This is a genomic window from Streptomyces sp. HB132, assembly GCF_016909575.1.
Taxonomy (GTDB): Bacteria; Actinomycetota; Actinomycetes; order Streptomycetales; family Streptomycetaceae; genus Streptomyces.
Map to the genome: position 1 here is coordinate 160960 of NZ_JAFBGA010000003.1, position 21074 is coordinate 182033.

A 21074-nucleotide genomic window follows, 5' to 3' on the forward strand; every position below is an offset into this window, starting at 1 on the left:
GGGGAACTGGGCCCCCACCCCAGGGTATGGGGGGCGCCTCAGCGATGTACGAAGCTTTCGACTCCGAGCGTATAGCACGCGCATTCGATTTACGGTCGAGCGAAGACTCCATCACCCGAATGAGTGGTGGGGGCTACGCTCGGCTCATGACTGATCATGTGCACGACCTGGAAGCCGTCCGTGAAGCGACCGAACGGCTGCTCGGTGCCGCGGGCAAGCTGGACGACGGCGCCGTTGCCGAGCCGTCGCGTCTGCCGGGCTGGAGCCGCGGCCATGTTCTTGCCCACCTGTCACGTAACGCCGACGCGCTCATAAATGTTCTCCAGGGGCGCCCGATGTACGCGAACAGCGAAACCCGGGACGCCGACATCGAACGCGACGCGCCCCGGCCCCTGGCCGAACACCTCGCTGACCTGCGCGAGAGCGGAGCGGCCGTACTGGTCGCGGCCGAGGAGCCGGCCGACTGGTCACGCACGGTCACGATGCGCAACGGTGTGACGGATTCAGCGTCCCGCATCCCCTTCCGCCGCTGGGTCGAGGTGGAGTTGCACCACGTCGACCTGGGGGTGGGGTACGAGCTGGAGGATCTGCCGGAGGAGTTCGTGATCCGGGAGAACGACTTCCTCGCCGAGCGCTTCGCCGGGCATCCCGACGTCGTCCCCACGACGGCGGTCACCGCCGACGGCCGGCTGTGGACCACGGGCGGTGGAGCCGACGGCACTCCGGTCACCGTCCGGGGCACGGCCCCCGACATCCTGGGCTGGCTCTGCGGACGCCGTGACGGCTCCGCGCTCACCGTGGAAGGCGGGAGCCTTCCCGCGCTGCCCCCGCTATAGGCTGCGTCACATGACGTACAGCGGAACGGTCAAGGTCGGCGGACCTGCGGACGTGCACGAGCTGACGGATCTGATGATCTCCAAGGTCGCGGTCGGCCCGATGAACAACAACGCGTACCTGCTGCGCTGCCGGGCCACCGGCGAGCAGCTCCTGATCGACGCGGCCGCCGAGGCCGGAACCCTGCTGCGGCTGATCGGCGACGACGGCATCGCGTCCGTCGTCACGACGCACCGGCACGGTGACCACTGGCAGGCACTCGGCGAGGTGGTGGCGGCCACCGGGGCACGGACGTACTCCGGCAGGTACGACGCCGAAGGCATCCCGGTCCCCACGGACGAACCCGTCGAGGACGGCGGCACGATCCGGGTGGGCCGGGTCCGACTGACCGCCAGGCACCTGACCGGGCACACACCGGGGTCCATCGCCCTGGTCTACGACGACCCGCACGGGGCTCCGCACGTGTTCACCGGGGACTGCCTCTTCCCCGGCGGCGTGGGCAACACGCACGAGGACCCGGCGGCGTTCGCGAGCCTGATCCACGACGTGGAGACCAAGCTCTTCGACTGCCTGCCGGACGAGACGTGGGTCTATCCGGGCCACGGTCACGACACCACGCTCGGTGCCGAGCGCCCGCATCTGCCGGAGTGGCGCGAGCGCGGCTGGTGACCCGGTGAACGGCCGACGGCCGGGTGCCCCTCACGGGGCCCCGGCCGTCGGTGTGTCCGTGCGGCGCTACTTCTCCACGCCGACGTTCTCGCTGTCACCCTTCTCCTCGGCCTCCAGCGCCGCCTGCTTCTTGTTGGCGATGAGGCTGGTGATCGTGGTGATCACCAGGACACCGCCGATGACGGCGAGGGAGAACGCGATGGAGATCTCCGGGACGTGCACCCCGGACTCGTGCAGGGCGTGCAGCACCAGCTTGACACCGATGAACCCGAGGATCACCGAGAGCCCGTAGCTGAGGTGGACCAGCTTCTTCAGCAGACCGCCGATGAGGAAGTACAGCTGACGCAGGCCCATCAGGGCGAAGGCGTTGGCGGTGAAGACGATGTACGGGTCCTGGGTCAGGCCGAAGATCGCAGGGATGGAGTCCAGCGCGAACAGCACATCGGTCGTGCCGATGGCGAGCATGACCACCATGAGCGGGGTCATGACGCGCTTGCCGTTCTTCTGGATGAAGAGCTTGGTCCCGTGGTACCTGTCGGCGACACCGAAGCGGTGCTCGATCGACTTCAGGAGCCGGTTCTCCTCCCACTCCTCCTCGTCGTCATCGGCCCGCGCCTCCTGGATCAGCTTCCAGGCGGTGTAGATCAGGAACGCGCCGAAGATGTAGAAGACCCACGAGAAGTTGGCGATGACCGCGGCACCGGCCGCGATGAAGATCGCACGCAGCACCAGGGCGATCAGCACGCCGATGAGCAGCACACGCTGCTGGAGGTGGGAGGGCACCGAGAACTTCGCCATGATCAGGATGAAGACGAAGAGATTGTCGACACTGAGCGACTTCTCGGTGATGAAGCCGGCGAAGAACTCGCCCGAGGCCTGACTCTCCCCGAAGACCAGCAGTCCGAGTCCGAAGAGCACGGCCAGGGCGATCCAGACGATGGTCCAGATTCCGGCTTCCTTGGTCGATACGTCATGGGGCTTGCGCCCGATGAAGAAGTCGACGGCGATGAGGGCGCACAGACCAAAGATGGTCAGCGCCCAGAGGGTCCATGAAACGTCCACTGCGCCTCCGGCAGTTCGCTACGGGCTATAGATCAGCGTCGTCGCTGCCGGAGGTCTCTTCCACCCGGGAGCGCGGGATGCGCGCCGGGCCGACGCCCCGGGACCGGTCACAGTCCGTACTGACGGGAACGCCGCGATCGGGAGTACTCCCCTCCGCACCAAGAACAGTACACGAAGCACCAAGAAAAGGTAAAGCCCGTGCCAAGATGTGATCAAAATAGCAGGTCAGGGGCTTGATGAAGCTACTTGACCCACCGTCACCACGCTCAGCGGTAGTCCGCGCGCCTCGCTGCGGCCACCAGGGCGAGCACCTGTTCCAGGACGCGGCTGCCCTGGGGCACCCTGGACGGTTCGTACGTCCAGGCGTGGCCCACCCAGGGATCGGCGAGGTGGTCGTCGGCCACGGGCGTGATCCGCAGCAGGGACCGCCACAGCGGGTCGAGCACCGGACCGTAGGCGTGGGCGTCCTCGCGGTCGGCCACCATCAGCAGGTGCACGCCCACCGAGGGGCCCTCGTCGGCCAGATAGCGCAACTGGGTGACGGCCCTGTCGTCGAAGCCGTGCGGGAAGTCGTTGACGATCAGCAGATGCTCCCCCGTGTCGATGTCCGGGGGTAGCGCGTCCGCAGCGCCGGCCCTCATCGCCATCTGCAGGAGATCGACGCGCCGGGTGAGGTGGGCGAGTACGGAGGACACTCCCTCCGCTCCGGCGGCGGGCGGCCCGGCGAGGACGCCGGAGCCGGTCAGGGGCGCGAGGGGACCGGCCGCGGAACCCGCGGGATCGATGACGTGCACGGCAAACTCGTCCGTCGGGTGGACGGCGAGCAGCCGAGCTGCCAGGGCGACGGCCGTCTCCATGGCCAGACGTCGCAACTGGTCCCCGGAGGTCGCGGCGGCCGCCTCGGAGGCCGTGCGTCCGCTGTCGACCCAGATGCCGCGCTCCAGGGGAAGCCGCACCAGCAGCGGGACGCGCAGGTCCGTTGCCTCGGGCAGACGGACGTCACCGATGCGCAGAGCCATGGGGATCTCCATCGGTACCCGGTAGCCGTGCCAGACGGGGTTGTCCCAGCCCGCGTAGGCGGCCGGAAGGGCCGGCTCCACGACGGCGGACTCAGCGGCGAGCTGGGCGAGATCACGATCGAGGGCCTCGCGGGCCCGGCCGGTGAGCTCGTCGTGCTTGGCCCGGGCCTCCGCGCGTGCGCGGTCGCCCGTCCCGCCGATGCGGCTGCGCGGATCGGAAAGGGTCCGGTCGAGTTCCTGGTCCATCCGGGACTCCGCGAAGTCGACGGCACTGCGATAGGCGGCGACTGCACGCGCCAGGTCCTCGAACATGCCCCAGATCTGGTTGTAGAGGCGCTCGTCCATGGACCAGCCGGTGGCGTCGCCGGCGACGGGTCGCTCGGGCTGTCCGGGGGCGGCGGGTGGGGCTGCCGGGGGCGGCGGGGGCGGCGCCGAGGTCTGACGCCGCGGGTGCGCGTAGTCGATGGGGCCGCCCGGGGTGTCCGCGTGCGAGGGCGCGGGGTCGCTCAGGGGCTGGGAGTGGTGCGCCGTCCCCGGTGCCGGCGGGGCGGAGGACTGCGCCGGGGCGGACGGGGCTCCGGTGCCTCCGTCGCCTCCGCCGCCTCCGTCGCCTCCTGGGGAAGCGGGGCCCGCGGGGTGGCGCACGCGTTCCCCGTCGGGGGCGCGGGGCGACGGCGTGACGGCGCGGGCAAGGCCGGAGGCGACGGCGTCCTGGATGGACGCGGCCAGCTCCGCCGCCCCTGCCACCCCCTGGTCGGCGAGCATCCCGGCGAGCCCCGCGGCGTAGCCCTGGCCGACGGCGCGGACCTTCCAGGCGCCTCGGCGCCGGTAGAGCTCCAGGGCCGACACGGCGGACTCGGTGTCCAGGCCGGTGAGGGTGAAGGTGGCTATCTCGGTACCGTCCAGCCCGGTGACGGCGACGAACGGTGCGGCGACCGCACCGAAACTGCCCGGGCGTCCGGCTCCCACGGGCAGGGCGAGGAGCACGGTGACGCGGTGCACCGCGTCGGGCAGGGCGTCCAGGTCCACGGCGAGCCGGTGGTCGGCCGCGGCCTGCCCGGACACCTCCAGTCCGGGCACCCGGGGTGACGCGGGGTGGGCGACCCACTCGGCGCCCCGGACCGTGCCCCGCTCGTCCCCGAGCGTCGCACCGGCCACGACGGGTGAGCCCGCCGACACCCTGATCTCCAGACGGGTCTGGGGCAAGGTGTGGTTCTGCCCCCGGACCAGCTCGGCCGTCATCGCCCTTGTCCCCCTCGACGTTCGGTGTGTGGTGCCCTGCCACGGGCGCAGCTCCCGGCGGCGGGTGCCTCCGGGAGCTGCTCGTACGGATGTGTGGGCCGGGTCTCGCCCCGGGCCCCGTCGTGCCTACAGGTGCGGCAGGATCGACGGCATCAGGTCCTGGAACGTCCGGCCGTTGGCCGGGTTGCCGAGGGCGGTCATCTGCCAGCCGCTCCCCGCACGGTGCACCTTCGCCATGATCTGCGCCGTGTACTGGCCGCCGCCGTCCAGCGTGTAACGGGCGAGCTCCTGGCCGTTGGTCTCGTCGACGATGCGGCAGAAGGCGTTCTGCACCTCCTGGAACGTCTGGCCGGTGAACGAGTTCACCGTGAAGACGATCTGGTCGATGTGGACCGGAATCCGCTGCAGGTCGACCAGGATCGCCTCGTCGTCGCCGCCCGAGCCGGCGCCACCGACGAGGTTGTCACCGGTGTGCTTGACCGAGCCGTCGTCGCTGACGAGGTGACGGAAGAACACGACGTCCACGGGCTGCTTGTCGGCGAAGAGCACCGCGGAGGCGTCCAGGTCGATCTCCCGGGTGCGTGAACCGAACAGTCCGCGGCGCGGCGCCGCCTGCCAGCCGAGCCCCATCCGTACCGCGGTCAGGGTCCCCCCGTCGCTCTTCTGAAGGCTGATGGCCTGGCCCTTGGTCATGTTGACCGTCACGCGCTGTCCCCTCTCCGCTTGCCCCGCAACCATCGGTGTGCGGTGTCCCCGCACCCTACGCAGTGCGCGGGGGCGAGAAGCAGTGGTAGGCCGTTTTTGTGTCGGTCCTGCAACACTGCGGGCCCCACTGGTCAGGCCAGCCCCGCCTCCCTCATCTGGCGCAGTTCCTTCTTGAGCTCCCCCACCTCGTCGCGCAGCCGGGCGGCCACCTCGAACTGCAGGTCGGCGGCCGCCGCCCGCATGCGGTCCGTCATCTCCTCGATGATTCCCGCGAGCTCCGCGGCGGGCCGGTCGGTGACCACCGCGCCGCCCTTCTTCGCCTTGCCTCCCGCAGCGGCCTTGCCCCCCAGCGAGGGGACCGGCGCCTTGGTGTCCTTGGCCTGCCGGTAACCGGTGCCCAGGAGCTGCTCGGTGTCGACCTCCTCACGGGCGATGGAGGCGACGATGTCGTTGATCTTCTTGCGGAGCGGCTGCGGGTCGACCCCGCGCTCGGTGTTGTAGGCGATCTGCTTCTCACGACGCCGGTTGGTCTCGTCGATGGCCTGCGCCATGGCGGGGGTGATCTTGTCGGCGTACATGTGGACCTGGCCCGAGACGTTACGGGCGGCACGTCCGATGGTCTGGATCAGCGACGTGCCGGACCGCAGGAAGCCCTGCTTGTCCGCGTCGAGGATGGCCACCAACGACACCTCGGGCAGGTCGAGACCCTCGCGCAGGAGGTTGATGCCGACCAGGACGTCGTACTCACCGGAGCGCAGCTCGCGCAGCAGCTCGATGCGGCGCAGCGTGTCGACGTCGCTGTGGAGGTAGCGGACCTGGATGCCCAGCTCCAGGAAGTAGTCCGTGAGGTCCTCGGACATCTTCTTGGTGAGGGTGGTGACCAGGACGCGCTCGTCCTTCTCGGTCCGCTTGCGGATCTCGTGCACCAGGTCGTCGATCTGCCCCTCGGTGGGCTTGACGACGACCTCCGGGTCGACGAGCCCGGTGGGCCGGATGATCTGCTCGACGAAACCGTCGCCGCGCGACAGCTCGTACTTCCCGGGTGTGGCGGAGAGGTAGACCGTCTGATCGATCCGGCCCAGGAACTCCTCCCATTTCAGCGGACGGTTGTCCAGGGCGGACGGAAGCCGGAACCCGTGGTCGACGAGGGTCCGCTTGCGGGAGGCGTCGCCCTCGTACATCGCGCCGATCTGGGGCACGGTGACGTGCGACTCGTCCAGGACGAGGAGGAAGTCCTCGGGGAAGTAGTCGAGGAGGGTGTTGGGCGCGGTACCCGGGAGGCGGCCGTCGAAGTGCATCGAGTAGTTCTCGACGCCGGAGCAGCTGCCGATCTGGCGGAGCATCTCGATGTCGTAGGTGGTGCGCATGCGCAGCCGCTGGGCCTCCAGCATCTTGCCCTGCTTCTCCAGCTCGGCGAGGCGCTGTTCCAGCTCCTGCTCGATGCCGCCGACCGCCTTCTCCATGCGCTCGGGACCCGCCACGTAGTGGCTGGCGGGGAAGATGTGGAGCGCGTCGTCCTCGCTGATGACCTCACCGGTCAGCGGGTGGAGGGTCGAGAGCGCCTCGATCTCGTCGCCGAACATCTCGATGCGGACGGCGAGCTCCTCGTACACCGGGAAGATCTCGATCGTGTCGCCGCGCACCCGGAAGGTGCCGCGGGTGAAGGCCAGGTCGTTGCGGGTGTACTGGATCTCGACGAAGCGGCGCAGCAGCTGGTCGCGGTCGACCTCGTCGCCGACCTTGAGCTGGACCATCCGGTCCACGTACTCCTGAGGCGTGCCGAGGCCGTAGATGCAGGAGACGGAGGCGACCACGACGACGTCGCGCCGGGTGAGCAGCGAGTTGGTGGCGGAGTGCCGCAGCCGCTCCACCTCCTCGTTGATCGAGGAGTCCTTCTCGATGTAGGTGTCCGACTGCGGGACGTACGCCTCGGGCTGGTAGTAGTCGTAGTACGAGACGAAGTACTCCACGGCGTTGTTCGGGAGGAGCTCGCGGAACTCGTTGGCCAGCTGGGCGGCCAGCGTCTTGTTCGGCGCCATCACCAGGGTGGGGCGCTGCAGCTTCTCGATCATCCAGGCGGTCGTCGCCGACTTGCCCGTGCCGGTCGCGCCGAGCAGGACGACGTCCTTCTCGCCCGCGCGGATGCGCCGGTCCAGCTCCGCGATGGCCGCGGGCTGGTCACCGCTGGGCTGGTAGGGACTGACGACCTCGAAAGGCGCCACGGAACGTTCGATCTTCGAGACTGGCCGCATGCAACCACCGTACGACCCCGCACCGACAACGGCCGGTGATCAGCGGTTTCGCTGGTCCCGGTAGGACCTGCGCGAGGCGGACTCGTAGGTCGGTGCGGGGCGGCGCTGGACGGGGATCGAGCTCAGCGGTCCGCCGCGCCGGGGGGCGGGTCCGGGCAGCCGGGCCGCGCCGGCGCGACCGTCGCCGGTCACCACCAGGGGGTCGACGAGCACGACCACCGCGGCAAGCAGCAGGAAACAGCCCGGCCCGATCATCATCGGAAGGAGCAGCGAGGCGGGTGCCTCGCCGGGCGGTGACGGGGCGGTGGTGGGGTGCAGGTGCACCTGGAGCGCGGCCATACCCGTGTAGTGCATCCCGCTCACGGCCACGCCCATGACGACGCTGGCGCCGAGGCTGGGGAGGAAGCCGTGGATGGAGACGGCCGCCCACAGCGAGGCGGTCGCGGCCACCACGGCGATCAGGACGGAGAGCGACACGGTGAGCGTGTCGTACTCGAACACACCCTCGAAGTTCATTCCGGCCATGCCGAGGTAGTGCATGGAGGCGACCCCGAGGCCCGTGATCGTCCCACCGGTGACCAGCGCCATGCGGGTGGCGCCCCGGTAGCCGACCAGGAAGACGCCGACCCCGACCATCACAACCGCCACGGCGAGGCTGGCGTAGGTGAGGGGCCGGTCGTAGCTCACCGGTGCCTCCCGCACGGAGAAGCCCAGCATCGCGATGAAGTGCATCGTCCAGATGCCGGATCCGATGGAGGTCGCGGCGAGGGCCAGCCAGCCGGCTCTGTAGACGCCCCGCGTGCGCAACGACCGGGTGGTGCAACGAAGACCGAGAGCGGCACCGAGGCATGCCAGGAGGAATGCCGTGACAGGCGTCACGAGGCCGTAGCTGAATCCGTCGACTGTGCCCTGCATGCTGGTACGCCCTTCGCGCTGTGCCCGGGTTCGGGGGTGACCCTATGGGGCAAGGCCCGGCAAGCAAACATAAGAGCGGCATTTTATCCCCCTCTGGACCCTCCGACGGTCCGGCGCCCGACATTCCGTTCACAACATGGCCATCATCACCCTCCCCTCCGTTGGCGCTCGGGTGCGAGGCTGCTGCCAGTCCGCTTCCCGACGCGAGGAGTACACGTGTCCGCACGCACAGCAACCGCCTCCGGTGCCGCCGCCGCCCTGCTCGGCGCCTGCGTCCTGCTGCCCGCCGCCCAGGCGCAGGCCTCGGGCGCGCGGGACAGCCCGGTCGTCTACGCCCACCGGGGCGCTTCCGCCTACGCCCCGGAGAACACCCTGGCGGCCGTCGACGCGGCCGACGACCTGGGCATCGCGTGGGTGGAGAACGACGTGCAGCTCACCAAGGACGGTGTGCTGGTCGTCGTGCACGACACCACCCTGAGCAGGACCACCGACGCGGAGGAGGTCTTCCCCGGCCGTGCGCCCTGGGCCGTCAAGGACTTCACCGCGGCGGAGATCGCGAAGCTGGACGCGGGCAGCTGGTTCGGCGCCGGCTTCGCGGGGGCCCGGGTACCCACGCTCACGCAGTTCCTGCACCGGCTGGAGCGCAACCGCCAGAAGCTTCTCCTGGAGATCAAGAGCCCGGAGGCCTACCCGGGGATCGAGCGGGAGACCCTGCGCGTCCTCGGCAGGGAGGGCTGGCTCGACCGCGGTCACGTGCGGAACAGGCTGATCATCCAGAGCTTCGGTGCAGAGAGTGTGAAAACTGTCCACGCCCAGCGTCCGGACGTCGTCACCGGCTTCCTGGGGACCCCGCCGGTGGCCGATCTGCCGTCGTACGCGGCGTTCACCGATCAGATCAATCCGTCGCACACGACCATCGGCGCCGACTACGTCGCCACGGTGCAGAAGCTGAAGGGCGCCCACGGCAAGCCGCTCCGGGTGAACACCTGGACGGTGAACGACGCGGCGAAGGCGGCGGAGGTGGCAGGCTTCGGCGTCGACGGCATCATCACCAACAACCCCGACACCGTCCGGGACGCCACCCGCTGAGCGGTCGCCCGGGGCGGCACTGTCGGTGCCCCGCCGTACCGTGGTGCGCATGGAGAGCAACGAGCAGGTCGTGGAGTGGTCCGTCGTGCCGAGCGACATCGGACCGCTCCTGCTCGCCGCGACCCGCGCGGGCCTGGTGACCGTGGCCTTCCACGCACGCCCCGCCGTCCGGGACAAGGCACTCGGACAGGTGCGGACACGGCTGGGCGCGGAGCTGGTGGAGGCCCCGGACTCCCCGCTGCTGGCCGAACCGGTCCGTCAGTTCGCCGCCTACTTCGCCGGAGACCTGCGGGAGTTCTCGCTGGCCCTGGACTGGTCGCTGAGCTCGGGTTTCCACCGCGAGGTGCTCCGCGAGCTGGCGTCCGGCGTGCCCTACGGGACGGTCGTGGGCTACGGGGACCTGGCGAGCCGGGTCGGCCAACCGGGCGCCGCCCAGGCCGTGGGGGCGGCCATGGGGTCCAACCCCCTGCCCGTGGTGGTTCCGTGCCACCGGGTGGTGGAGAGCGGCGGAGGGCTGGGCGGGTTCGGCGGCGGGGTCGAGACGAAGCGGCAGCTGCTGGCACTCGAGGGGATACTGCCGCAGCCCCTCTTCTGATCCGAGGACGTGGACTGCCCGCCCGATGGCACGGACCGCCCGATCTCCGGAGGCACGGACGGTCCGACGCCGAAGGCCGCGTCACCTCGGGGGTGGACACACCTCGGCACCGGCAGGCCCGCCCTCCGGGCCCACATCCGGATCCGTCCGTTCGATGCCGCCCGGTGGTGCGAGCTGGCACACTGCGGCGGTGACGTCAGCTTTCTCCGCATCCCGGATCACGGCCGCCGAGCTGCCGGCCCTTCGGCGCCGGATATCCGCCGTACTCATCGGCAGTCAGATACTCGGTGGTCTCGGCGTGGCCGTCGGTATCGCGCTCGCCCCGGTCCTGGCGGCCGAGGTGAGTGGAACGGAAGCCCTCTCGGGGCTCGCGCCGACCGCCTCCGTGACGGGCACGGCCCTGCTGTCACTGCCGCTGGCCGCCCTGATGACCTCGCGGGGCAGGCGTCCCGGACTCGTCCTGGCGTATCTGACCGGGGCGCTCGGAGCCTTCCTCGTGGTGACCGCCGCGGTCGTGGACAGTTTTCCGCTGCTGCTGCTCGGGATGGCCGGCTTCGGCGCGGGATCGTCGGCCAATCTCCAGGCGCGGTTCGCTGCGGCCGACCTCGCGGAGCCCGAGCGGCGTGGCCGGGCGATCTCCACCGTCATCTGGGCCACCACGATCGGTTCGGTGCTCGGCCCGAACATCGCCGCCCCCGCGAGCCGTGTGTTCCGGGACACGTTCGTGCCGGAGACTGCGGGCCCGTTCGCCTGGGCCGTCCTCATCTTCCTGCTCGCCGGAGCCGTGGTCGCTGTGCTGCTGCGTCCCGATCCACTGCTGACGGCACGGGCGCTCGCGTCCCCGACCGCGACGTCCGCCGCGAGCCGCTCGCTGCGGGCGGGGATCGCGGCGGTCCGGGCGTCGCAGATGGCCCGGCTGGCGCTCCTGACCGTCAGTGTGTCCCACACCGCCATGGTCTCCATCATGGTCATGACCCCCGTCCACCTGGGGCACCACGGCGCGGACATCCAGCTGATCGGTCTGGTCATCAGCGGACACATCGCGGGGATGTACGCGTTCTCCCCCGTCATGGGCTGGCTCTCCGACCGGGTCGGACGGCTCACCGTGATCGGGCTGGCCGCCGGACTGCTGTGCTGCGCGGCACTGTTGGCGGGCACGTCGGGTGACGGCCACGCCCGGACGGCCGCGGGTCTGTTCGTCCTGGGCCTCGGCTGGTCGGCGGGCCTGGTGGCCGGCTCGGCGCTGCTCACCGACTCCGTACCGCAGGATGCCCGGGCGGCCGTGCAGGGGCTCTCCGACCTCTCGATGAACGCGTCGGCCGGCGTCGGCGGCGCTGTCGCCGGGGTGATCGTCTCCTGGGTGGGCTACGGCTGGCTCAACGCGGTCGTCGCCTGTCTCCTCCTGCCCATGGCCGCGCTCGTGCTCCGCAGGACGGTGGCACGTCCGGCCCGGGATCCGGCGAAGGGCTGAACGAACCGTCGGCGGACCGCTGAGGGCGCCGGCCGGCGATCCCCGTCCATGCGGGGTGGCGCGGGTCGTCGGCGCGTACGACCGCGTCCGCGCGTCCGGCCGGGGCGACCTCGTCCTCGTACCGCGCGAAGGCGGGCAGCGTCCACCGTTCGCTCTCCCGCGTACGGCGTCGAAGCGCGCCCGGTGAGAGGCTCAGATGCACTCCGAGGTCGAACGGGAACCACTGCCCGAGGAGCAGCGGTCCGTGCAGAATCAGCACCCCGCCCTCGGGAAGCACCTGGTACGGGCTGCGGGTCGCACGGTCCGTGGCGGGGTTCCAGAGATCGGGCAGCACCCGTCCGCTGCCGCCCGCCTCGAGCGGGCGGAAGACCTCGCGCCACAGTGCCCCGGTGTCGAACCAGCTGTCCGCGTACGAGTCGGGGTCCTCCTTGCCGTACTCGTAGCGCAGGCTGGCCGGACGCAGGAAGCCGCCCGTGGAGACGGTGAGCACCTGGCGCCCGCGGGCCCGCAGCTCCTCGGCGAGGTGAGCGGCGGGCTCCTCGGGGCGGGCGGCGGGAGCGCCGTCGACACCGATCCTCAGCCAGGACCCGCCGTCGGCCGGTTCGAGTCCGTCGGCGTGTTCCGCGAGGGCGCGGGCCAGCCGTTCCCAGGTGATGGGTTCACATCGCACGCGTCCATCATCGCCCTGCCCGCGGGCGTCCGTCACCTGTCCGCTTCACGATCCGCAGTCAGCTCGTCCCCGCCCCCGCGCGGCCGGCCCGCACGCGATCGTCCGCCTGTTCCGCCGCCGGGCAGTCCACCGCGTCGGCGTCGTCGGAGAGCGCACTGCCCTCGGGGAGCAGGTACGTCACCCACAGCACGACGGGCTCCGTCCCCAGGTTGCGTCCGATGTGCCGGTGCCGGGCCCCGGCCGGCTCGATGAAGGACGTTCCCGCGGATGTCACCTCGACCGAGCAGTCGTCGAGGGTCCGGGTGAGTGTCCCGGACTTGACGACGGCGATCAGCTGACCGCCGTGGGTGTGCCAGCCGGTGGAGCCGCCGGGCTGCACGGTGATCTCCCGGAAGGTCACGTCCGTACGGCCCCTCGGGGGCTTGATGCCGAGCTTGCCCTCGGAGGTGCCCTGGGCGACGACGGTGCCGCTCACCCCACTGCCCGGTGTGGCGACCGCCGCCACCGGCAGGAGGCCCAGTGCGGCCACGCAGACGCCCACGAGCAGCATCCTGCGCGGTGTCCCCCGCTCCTTCGTGCTCTTCCCGCTCCTCGCACCGACCACGCCGCCGAACCTCATGAACGACTCCTCAGCATCCGCCCAGTGAACGCGACCACGCTACCGATGAGTTGGGCGGAAAGCGTCAGGTACGCGAGGATCGGCCACCGCGGAGTTCAGCGGCGAGCGGCCCTTCCCCGAGCACCTCCGCCCGTCCTTCCTCGACCGCCTGCGCGAGGGTGCACTCACCGCGCCCGAGGGCCAGGACCACCTCCGCGTCCAGGACGAGGCACGCGTCCGGGTGACCTGCGGGGCCGTATCCGTACACCTCGCCCTCCGCGTCATCACCACCCGTCCGGATGTGGAACTCGCCCTCGGAGAGCCTGACTTCGACGACCCCGCGGTGGGCGAGGCCGTCCATGGCGCGCAGCAGCGGCCAAGCGAACCAGTGGGCCCTGACCGCATCCGTCGGGCGGCGTTCGGCGAGCGCGGGCGCACCCCACCGTCCGAGCGCGGTGAGGACCGGGAGCAGATCGCGGCCGCGCGCGGTCAGTTCGTAGACCGACGCGGCGGCCGGGGGCGGCAGCCGGCGGCGGACGGCAAGACCGCCCTGCTCCATGTCCTTGAGCCGGGAGGCCAGCACGTCCGTGCTGACTCCGGGCAGATCGGCGTGCAGATCCGTGTAGCGGCGCGGACCGGCCAGCAGTTCACGGACGATCAGCAGGGTCCACCGGTCGCCGACGGAGTCGAGGGCACGGGCGGTGGCGCAGAACTGGTCGTAGCTCCGGCGGCGTACGGGGCGTGCGGGCTGCTGCTGACGTGGCATGCGACGCAGTCTAGACATGTTGTTGGACTTTCCAAGCCCGAGCTTGGTAAAACCAAGTATCGCAATTCGGGGCAGGGGAGGCACCGCATGGAGTTCCGGCAGTCCAGCAAGCTCAACGAGGTCTGTTACGAGATCCGGGGCCCGGTCATCGAACAGGCCAACGCCCTCGAGGAGGCGGGCCACAGCGTGCTCCGCCTCAACACGGGCAATCCCGCACTCTTCGGCTTCGAGGCGCCGGAGGAGATCGTCCAGGACATGATCCGGATGCTCCCCCAGGCGCACGGCTACACCGATTCGCGCGGCATCCTCTCCGCGCGCCGCGCCGTCGCGCAGCGCTACCAGGCGATGGGGCTGGCCGATGTCGACGTGGATGACGTCTTCCTCGGCAACGGGGTCTCGGAGCTGATCTCCATGGCGGTGCAGGGGCTCCTGGAGGACGGGGACGAAATCCTGATCCCGAGCCCCGACTATCCGCTGTGGACCGCCGTCACCACGCTCGCGGGCGGCAAGGCCGTGCACTACACCTGCGACGAGGGGGCGGACTGGAACCCCGACCTCGCCGACATGGCCGCGAAGATCACCGACCGCACCAGGGCCATGGTGATCATCAACCCGAACAATCCGACGGGAGCCGTCTACTCCCGCGAGGTCCTCGACGGCATGCTCGACCTGGCCCGCAGGCACGGTCTGATGGTGTTCGCCGACGAGATCTACGACCAGATCCTGTACGACGACGCCGAGCACCACTCCGTCGCGGTGCTGGCCCCGGATCTGCTCTGTCTCACCTTCAGCGGGCTGTCCAAGACGTACCGCGTCGCGGGGTTCCGCTCCGGCTGGATGGTCGTGTCGGGACCGCAGCAGCACGCCCGCAGCTATCTGGAGGGGCTCACGATGCTCGCCTCGATGCGGCTTTGCCCCAACGCCCCGGCGCAGTACGCGATCCAGGCGGCGCTCGGCGGCCGCCAGTCGATCCGGGATCTCGTGGCACCGGGCGGCCGGCTCCACGAGCAGCGAGACCGGGCGTGGGAACGGCTGAACGAGATCCCCGGGGTGTCGTGCGTGAAGCCCAAGGGCGCGCTCTACGCCTTCCCGCGCATCGACCCGAAGGTCCACGCCATCGTCGACGACGAGCGCTTCGTCCTGGACCTGCTGCTTCAGGAGAAGATCCAGGTGGTCCAGGGCACCGGGTTCAACTGGCCGCGTCCGGACCACTTCCGCATCCTCACCCTTCCGCACGCCGACGACCTGGACGCCGCCATCAGCCGCATCGGCCGTTTCCTGAACGGATACCGCCAGTGACCTGCCGTGCCTGCCGCACCCACGTGGAGACGCAGTTCGCCTCGCCCGGCCTGGTGGGGGCGATCGTGGAGGGCGGGCTCGATCCGGCGGAGGACCCTCGCTGGGCGGACTCCGGTGCGGCGTCACCCGCGGAGTACGCACGCCGGGCAGGCCATCTGTGCGGTATGGCCTGCCTGCGCATGGCGCTCGGCGCAGGGGCTCCGCCCCTGTTCGCGCTGCGGGACGGGGCGTTGGGGTACGACGCGTACACCGAGGACGCCGACGGGGAGATCAAGGGACTGGTCTACGCCCCCTTCGCCCGGTACGTGTCCGAGGTGCACGGCCTCGACGCGGTCGTCCACCGGGACCTCTCCCCCGCCGGGATCCTGGACCTCCTGGACGAGGGCCGGAGAGTGATGGCCTCCGTGCACTTCGGGATCCGGCACCCCGAGCAGCCGCCCCCGGGGCGCGGTGGCCATCTGGTGCTGCTGACCTCCCGGACGGCGGACGGGGCCGGCGTCCACTTCCACAACCCCTCCGGGACCACGTCCGCGACCCGCGTGGCGGGCCTTCCGCTGCCGGACTTCGAACGCTTCTTCGCTGGCCGAGGGGTCTCCCTCCCGGGCCTCCCGTCAACGGACCGATAGGGGTCCCCTCTTGCGAGTGGTCGGACCGGCACCGGGATGTTCCCCCGCACGCGGCACGGCCCGATCCGTGACCCGCCTGCTCTTCGGCACCGAACGCCCGGGCGACGGAACCGCTGTGACGGGCGCGCAGTTCCGTTCGTTCACCGACCGTCACACCGCGCTTCCCGGACGGCCTGACGGTGCAGGAGGGCCGGGGGCGGTGGCGCCACTCCGGTGGAGTGATCGAGCGGGGGGCGCCCGTACGAGCTGGTCCTGCTGTACCCGGCCTCCAGGGCCCGTCGGCGCGACCCTCGGATCGAACGGATCCGCACCGCGTACGAGAAGCCCTGCGCCAAGGACTCGGTGGCCCGGTTCGAGTGACACGCCCTCGCCGACGTCCGGGTCCCACCCGCCCGTGGCCTGTCGGCGTCCGATCAACTCTTGCTCGACGCCTGAACGTTGTCGGCTCAGGACCGGCACCGCCTCGCGGGGTCCGCTACTGTTCCGCCGTCGGCGGGGAGCGCCCGACCGCCGTTCCTTACGGCATCACAGCAGACCGTCACGGACGAACCCGAGCAGGGAGCAATCGACATGGGTGCGGCGATACGCCACCTCACCGCCATCGGCCCCGGGGGCCAGGTTTTCACGGTGAACATCGAGCGTGACTTCCGGTACGACCCGTACCGGGACTTCCTCGTCTGCGCGCACTGCGACTGGTCTCCGTCGCTGCTCACCACGGAGAGGATCGACGCCATGGCCTGGGACCACCTGGCCGGGTCCCACGACGCCACCGGCGGACGGACCGATCAGGAGAACGAGTCCTTCCGGAAGGCACGCTGGGTGATGCTTCCGCTGTGCGCGATCCTGGTCATCGCACTGCTGGTGGTCCTGCGGAGCTGAGTGGCCGGTCGGCGGGGTCAGCGCCTCAGGGCGGTGAGAGCGGCGACCGGGTCGGGGTCCGGGGTGGCCCGGGGCCACCAGTCGTCCTCGCCCGGATCGGATTCGTAGCCGTACCAGCGGCTGTCGTGACCGAAGCGGAGCTGGAGGGTGCCGGGTGTGTTGGTCAGATGGTTGCGCCACGGCAAAAAGCGTGGGAGGTCCGCCGCGGCGAGGGCGGGCCGCGCCCGGTCGAAGGGGCCGGCCGGCGGGTCCCACGGGGTCTCCAGCACCTCCAGCCCTTCCGCGCCGCCCTGCCGCCAGGCGGCGACGGCCCGGGCCAGGTCCGTCGTGCTGCGGCCGGTGGCGAAGGCCAGCTCACGGTAGAGCGCCCGGGTCGTGGCGGTGAGCCCGGCGGTCGGGCGGGACGCGGCGATGCGTACGGCGTCCTGCCAGGTGCTGAGGCCGGCGAGCGGGTCGTCACCGGTGGTGAGCATCGCGTGGGCACGGGCCGCGGCGTCGGTGGCGAGGTGGTCGAGGCCGAGTGGGTCGCGGGCGCCGGGCAGCTCCGGGTAGGACGGCGGCTCGCCGGGGAACGGCGGCACGGGCAGGGGCGCGGGCAGCGGCGGCAGGAAACGGTCGGCCAGGGCGTCGCGGGCCGCGACCGAGGGCATGGCGGGGGTCTCGGGGCGCTCGCGCGCGGAGTGCTCGGCGTTGCGGCGGCCCAGCTCGTCGAGGAGTTCGCGTTCACCCCGGCCGCGCATCAGCAACAGGACGAACGGATCGCTGTCCAGGAGCCGTGCCGTCTGGAAGCAGAGCGCCGCCACGTGCTTGCAGGGCCAGCCCCGGTCGGGGCAGGAACAGTCGGGGTCCAGATCACCGGCGGCGGGGAGCAGCCGGATGCCGGTCTCGCCCGCCGTGTCGACCAGGGAGTGCGGCATCTCCTTGTCGAGCAGCGCGGACAGATGCCCCGGCCGGGCGGCGGCGGCGTCCAGGAACGTGTCCCAGTCGGACGCCGAGAACGTCCGCAGGCGCAGCTCCGCACGGTAGGGGCGGGGGCGGCTGCCGTGGACGTAGGCGATGACCCGGCCGGGGGTGACGGTGATCGCGGCGACATGGCCGCCGTCGGCGTACGTACGGCCGCGGGCGAGACGGCCCTCGTCCATCGACAGGGATTCCAGGGCGTCCACCCAGGCGCGGCCCCACCAGCTGTCCGCGAAGGGCCCGTCCGCGTCCGAGGCGCGGGCGGGCACCGCTTCGAAGGTACGCCGCAGGTCGTCGGGGCCCGGGCGGGCCGCGGGGCCGGCACCGGGGCTCACGACGCCCTCCGGAGAGAGACGAGGTCGGCCAGGTCGCGGTCGCTGAGCTCGGTCAGAGCGGCCTCGCCGGAACCGAGCACCGCGTCGGCGAGTGCCCGCTTGGACTCCAGGAGTTCGCTGATCCGGTCCTCGACGGTGCCCTCGGCGATGAGCCGGTGCACCTGCACGGGCTGGGTCTGGCCGATGCGGTACGCACGGTCGGTGGCCTGTTCCTCGACCGCCGGGTTCCACCATCGGTCGTAATGGATGACGTGGGCGGCCCGGGTCAGATTCAGCCCGGTGCCCGCCGCCTTGAGGGAGAGCAGGAAGACCGGGACCTCGCCGGACTGGAAGCCGTCCACCATCCGCTCCCGCTCGGGCACCGGTGTTCCACCGTGCAGCAGCTGGGAGGGGATGGCGCGGGAGGCGAGGTGGGCGGAGAGGAGCCGGGCCATCGACACGTACTGAGTGAAGATCAGGACGGAACCGTCCTCGGACAGGATGGTGTCGAGCAGCTCGTCGAGCAGCGCGAGCTTGCCCGAGCGTCCCGTCAGCCGGGTCGGCTCCTCCTTCAGATACTGCGCGGGGTGGTTGCAGATCTGTTTGAGCGAGCCGAGCAGCTTCATGATCAGTCCGCGCCGTGCGATGCCCTCGGACTGCTCGATGAACGCCATCGTCTCGCGGACGGCCGCCTCGTAGAGCGTGGCCTGTTCCCGGGTGAGGAAGACGGGGTGGTCGGTCTCGGTCTTGGGCGGCAGCTCGGGCGCGATCCCCGGGTCGGACTTCTTGCGGCGCAGCAGGAAGGGACGGACCAGCCGGGAGAGCCGCTCGACCGCCTCCTCGTTGCCCAGGCCGGCGGCGGTGCCGGTGTTCTCGACGATCCTGGCGTGCCGGGACCGGAAGGCCTTCAGGGGGCCGAGCAGGCCGGGGGTGGTCCAGTCGAGCAGCGCCCAGAGCTCGGAGAGGTTGTTCTCGACCGGGGTACCGGTCAGGGCGACACGGGCCGGGGCGGGGATGGTGCGCAGCGCCCTGGCCGTCGAGGAGTGCGGATTCTTGACGTGCTGTGCCTCGTCGGCGACGACCAGCCCCCAGGTGTGCCCGGCGAGCTGCTCCGCGCCGGAGCGCATCGTGCCGTAGGTGGTGAGGACGAAGCCGCCGTCGGAGCCGCCGAGGGTGCGGTCGGTGCCGTGGAAGCGGCGCACGGGGACGCCGGGTGCGAAGCGGTTGATCTCGCGGTGCCAGTTGCCGAGGAGGGATGCGGGACAGACGACCAGAGTGGGGGCGGCACGGGCGCGGTGCAGATGGAGCGCGATGACGGTGATCGTCTTGCCCAGGCCCATGTCGTCGGCGAGACAGCCGCCGAGGCCGAGCGAGGTCATGCGGTCCAGCCAGGCCAGGCCGCGGAGCTGGTAGTCGCGGAGGGTGGCGTCGAGGCCGGGCGGCGCGGGGAGGGTGGCGTCCTCGTCGAGGATGCGCGCCCGGAGTGCGGCGAGGGCTCCGGCGGGAACCGCTTCGACGTGTTCCCCGTCGACCTCGGCGCTGCCGGTGAGGGCGACGGCGAGCGCCTCCACCGGGTCCAGGAGGCCGAGCTCCCGCTTGCGTGCCTTGCGGACGAGCGCGGGATCCACGACGACCCATTGGTCGCGCAGCCGCACCACCGGCCGGTGAGCCTCGGCCAGGGTGTCCATCTCGGCCTCGGTGAGCCGGTCGTCGCCGAGGGAGAGCTGCCAGTCGAACGCGAAGAGCTGCTCGGCGTCGAAGAAGGAGGTGCCGTCCGTGGCGGAACCCGGCGCGGGCCGGACGACGGCCGTCGCGCTGAGCGAACGGGCGAGCTCGCGGGGCCAGTGCAGCGCCACCCCGGCCGCCGCGAGCCGCGCTCCGGCGGCACCGATCAGCTCGTAGAGCTCGTCCTCGGTGACGGCGAGCACGTCGGGGACGGGCTGCTCCAGCAACCGCTCCAGCGGCGGCCAGACGCGGGCGGCGCGACGCAGGGCGAGCACCGCGTCGATCCGGGCCCTCGGCCCGAAGGGGTCGCCCGCACCGCCGCTCCACAGCGTGGCCGCGTCGGTGACGTACGTCGGATCGGCCAGGCTGTGCACCTGAGTGACCGCGGCGGCGGCATGGCGCGTGGCGGGCGCGGGCGCCTCCTCGCCCCCGGCCGGCTCCCCGGTGGCGCCCGACGCGTCGAAGAGGTCGTACGCGGAGAGGTCGAGCCGCAGCGAGACGCGTACCCCCGCGTCCAGTCCGGCAGCCACCTCGACGGCCCAGGCCCGGGCCTCGGGCAGGTGCTGTGCCTCACGGGCGGCGAAGGGCGCTCCCATGGCGTGGGCGGCGGCGGGCGTCCTGGGCAGGGTGTCGGCGACGGCGTCGAGGAAGGCGCCGAGCAGGGCACGGGGGTCGGGGACGCGCAGGGGTGTGCCGTCCAGTGGGACGGCGTGCCCCTCGGGCGGCATCGACGCGGCGACGGCTCTCAGATGGGCGATGTCCTCCGCGTCGCGCGGTCCGGCCCGCCAGGCGTCGTGGTCGCCGGGTGTCAGGCCGGGCAGGAGTCCGCCGCGCGCGACGAGGGTGAGGGCGTGCAGAGCCGCCGCTCCCCAGGCGCGGGTGGCGGGATGGGCGGCGGCCCGGTGCCGGGCGCGCGCGAGCAGGGGCACCGCGTCCGCGACGGCAAGCACCACCGCGGGCACGGTGCGGGTCTCGACGTCCTCCGTCCCGCGCCGGCGGACGACCTCCAGCTCGGTCAGGGTGTACGCGGACCCCGCCGCGGGGTGAGAGGCATCGGTGGCCGCGAGCACCGCGTCGGTACGGGAGGGGGGCACCGCTTCGGCGCGGGGCGCCCCGCCGGTGGACACGGCGTCGGGGCCCGTCGGGCCGTCGGTCCGCTCCGGGTCCCAGAAGGCGACCCGGCCGTCCCGGGGCGGTTCCGCGGGCAGGAAGACCGCGGCGCACCGAAGCAGCCGGTCGGAGGCGACGTCCCGGGTCTGCCGCTCCATGCCCCACCGCCCCCTCATGCCTCGGTCCGCTTGCGTTCTCCTGCTCATCGCGAGTCTAGGCGGGGGGTGTGACAGCGCCCGCCCCGGCCGTGGTTCCCCAGGCGGAGCGGGCGGGC

18 protein-coding genes and 1 pseudogene are annotated in these 21074 nt (G+C 71.5%); 9 read left to right on the plus strand and 10 right to left on the minus strand.

The window, feature by feature from the left end; all coding sequences use genetic code 11:
• Nucleotides 1-146: 146 nt before the first annotated feature.
• Both JOC24_RS08435 and JOC24_RS08440 read left to right on the plus strand, forming a co-directional pair.
• The gene (locus JOC24_RS08435) at nt 147-836 is read left to right on the plus strand and encodes a maleylpyruvate isomerase family mycothiol-dependent enzyme (RefSeq protein WP_205019506.1); all 690 of its coding nucleotides are present in this window, start codon (nt 147-149) and stop codon (nt 834-836) included.
• Between the two features lie 10 nt (nt 837-846).
• Nucleotides 847-1503 (plus strand): MBL fold metallo-hydrolase, encoded by a 657-nt coding sequence (locus tag JOC24_RS08440; protein ID WP_205019507.1) that lies wholly within the window; start codon nt 847-849, stop codon nt 1501-1503.
• 66 nt (nt 1504-1569) lie between these two features.
• Here the strand turns inward: JOC24_RS08440 and JOC24_RS08445 are convergent, their stop codons facing one another.
• The 5 genes from JOC24_RS08445 to JOC24_RS08465 all read right to left on the minus strand — a co-directional run bounded on the left by JOC24_RS08445 (nt 1570) and on the right by JOC24_RS08465 (nt 8698).
• Complete coding sequence (locus tag JOC24_RS08445) at nt 1570-2565, minus strand: TerC family protein (protein ID WP_205019508.1); 996 nt, start codon at nt 2563-2565, stop codon at nt 1570-1572.
• Between the two features lie 266 nt (nt 2566-2831).
• Nucleotides 2832-4826: a TerD family protein gene (locus tag JOC24_RS08450; protein WP_205019509.1), complete on the minus strand. Its 1995-nt coding sequence runs from the start codon at nt 4824-4826 to the stop codon at nt 2832-2834.
• Nucleotides 4827-4952: 126 nt separating this feature from the next.
• Nucleotides 4953-5531: a TerD family protein gene (locus JOC24_RS08455; protein WP_033303139.1), complete on the minus strand. Its 579-nt coding sequence runs from the start codon at nt 5529-5531 to the stop codon at nt 4953-4955.
• Between the two features lie 131 nt (nt 5532-5662).
• Nucleotides 5663-7783, minus strand: coding sequence for an excinuclease ABC subunit UvrB (gene uvrB / locus JOC24_RS08460; RefSeq protein WP_205019510.1), 2121 nt, complete (start codon nt 7781-7783; stop codon nt 5663-5665).
• A gap of 39 nt (nt 7784-7822) precedes the next feature.
• Nucleotides 7823-8698 (minus strand): MHYT domain-containing protein, encoded by an 876-nt coding sequence (locus tag JOC24_RS08465; RefSeq protein ID WP_205019511.1) that lies wholly within the window; start codon nt 8696-8698, stop codon nt 7823-7825.
• A gap of 216 nt (nt 8699-8914) precedes the next feature.
• On the opposite strand from JOC24_RS08465, the gene JOC24_RS08470 reads away from it, so the two are divergent.
• The 3 genes from JOC24_RS08470 to JOC24_RS08480 all read left to right on the plus strand — a co-directional run bounded on the left by JOC24_RS08470 (nt 8915) and on the right by JOC24_RS08480 (nt 11853).
• On the plus strand, nt 8915-9787 hold the full coding sequence (locus JOC24_RS08470; protein WP_205019512.1) for a glycerophosphodiester phosphodiesterase: 873 nt from the start codon (nt 8915-8917) through the stop codon (nt 9785-9787).
• 49 nt (nt 9788-9836) lie between these two features.
• Entirely contained in the window at nt 9837-10382 is a 546-nt protein-coding gene (locus JOC24_RS08475; RefSeq protein WP_205019513.1) for a methylated-DNA--[protein]-cysteine S-methyltransferase, read from the plus strand.
• 154 nt (nt 10383-10536) lie between these two features.
• Entirely contained in the window at nt 10537-11853 is a 1317-nt protein-coding gene (locus tag JOC24_RS08480; protein ID WP_205019514.1) for an MFS transporter, read from the plus strand.
• A gap of 37 nt (nt 11854-11890) precedes the next feature.
• On the opposite strand, the pseudogene JOC24_RS08485 reads toward JOC24_RS08480, so the two are convergent.
• The 3 genes and pseudogenes from JOC24_RS08485 to JOC24_RS08495 all read right to left on the minus strand — a co-directional run.
• Nucleotides 11891-12523: pseudogene (locus tag JOC24_RS08485) on the minus strand (uridine kinase); the annotation flags it as partial.
• A 58-nt stretch (nt 12524-12581) separates the two neighbouring features.
• Entirely contained in the window at nt 12582-13142 is a 561-nt protein-coding gene (locus tag JOC24_RS08490) for a cupin domain-containing protein (RefSeq protein ID WP_205019515.1), read from the minus strand.
• Nucleotides 13143-13206: 64 nt separating this feature from the next.
• Entirely contained in the window at nt 13207-13887 is a 681-nt protein-coding gene (locus JOC24_RS08495; RefSeq protein ID WP_239580048.1) for a winged helix-turn-helix transcriptional regulator, read from the minus strand.
• Nucleotides 13888-13974: 87 nt separating this feature from the next.
• Between JOC24_RS08495 and JOC24_RS08500 the strand changes: the two genes are divergently transcribed.
• The 4 genes from JOC24_RS08500 to JOC24_RS08515 all read left to right on the plus strand — a co-directional run bounded on the left by JOC24_RS08500 (nt 13975) and on the right by JOC24_RS08515 (nt 16691).
• Nucleotides 13975-15186, plus strand: a complete 1212-nt coding sequence (locus JOC24_RS08500; RefSeq protein ID WP_205019517.1) for a pyridoxal phosphate-dependent aminotransferase — start codon at nt 13975-13977, stop codon at nt 15184-15186.
• The gene (locus tag JOC24_RS08505; RefSeq protein ID WP_205019518.1) at nt 15183-15812 is read left to right on the plus strand and encodes a peptidase; all 630 of its coding nucleotides are present in this window, start codon (nt 15183-15185) and stop codon (nt 15810-15812) included. Before JOC24_RS08500 ends, JOC24_RS08505 begins: the two co-directional genes overlap by 4 nt.
• A gap of 179 nt (nt 15813-15991) precedes the next feature.
• Nucleotides 15992-16456: a hypothetical protein gene (locus tag JOC24_RS33950; protein ID WP_307792654.1), complete on the plus strand. Its 465-nt coding sequence runs from the start codon at nt 15992-15994 to the stop codon at nt 16454-16456.
• A complete protein-coding gene (locus JOC24_RS08515) occupies nt 16383-16691 on the plus strand; it encodes a hypothetical protein (protein WP_205019519.1) in 309 nt (102 codons plus the stop codon). Before JOC24_RS33950 ends, JOC24_RS08515 begins: the two co-directional genes overlap by 74 nt.
• Before the next feature lie 17 nt (nt 16692-16708).
• On the opposite strand, the gene JOC24_RS08520 is transcribed toward JOC24_RS08515, so the two are convergent.
• Nucleotides 16709-17986, minus strand: coding sequence for an SWIM zinc finger family protein (locus tag JOC24_RS08520; protein ID WP_205019520.1), 1278 nt, complete (start codon nt 17984-17986; stop codon nt 16709-16711).
• On the minus strand, nt 17983-20958 hold the full coding sequence (locus tag JOC24_RS08525) for a DEAD/DEAH box helicase (RefSeq protein WP_205019521.1): 2976 nt from the start codon (nt 20956-20958) through the stop codon (nt 17983-17985). Before JOC24_RS08525 ends, JOC24_RS08520 begins: the two co-directional genes overlap by 4 nt.
• Nucleotides 20959-21074: the final 116 nt, after the last annotated feature.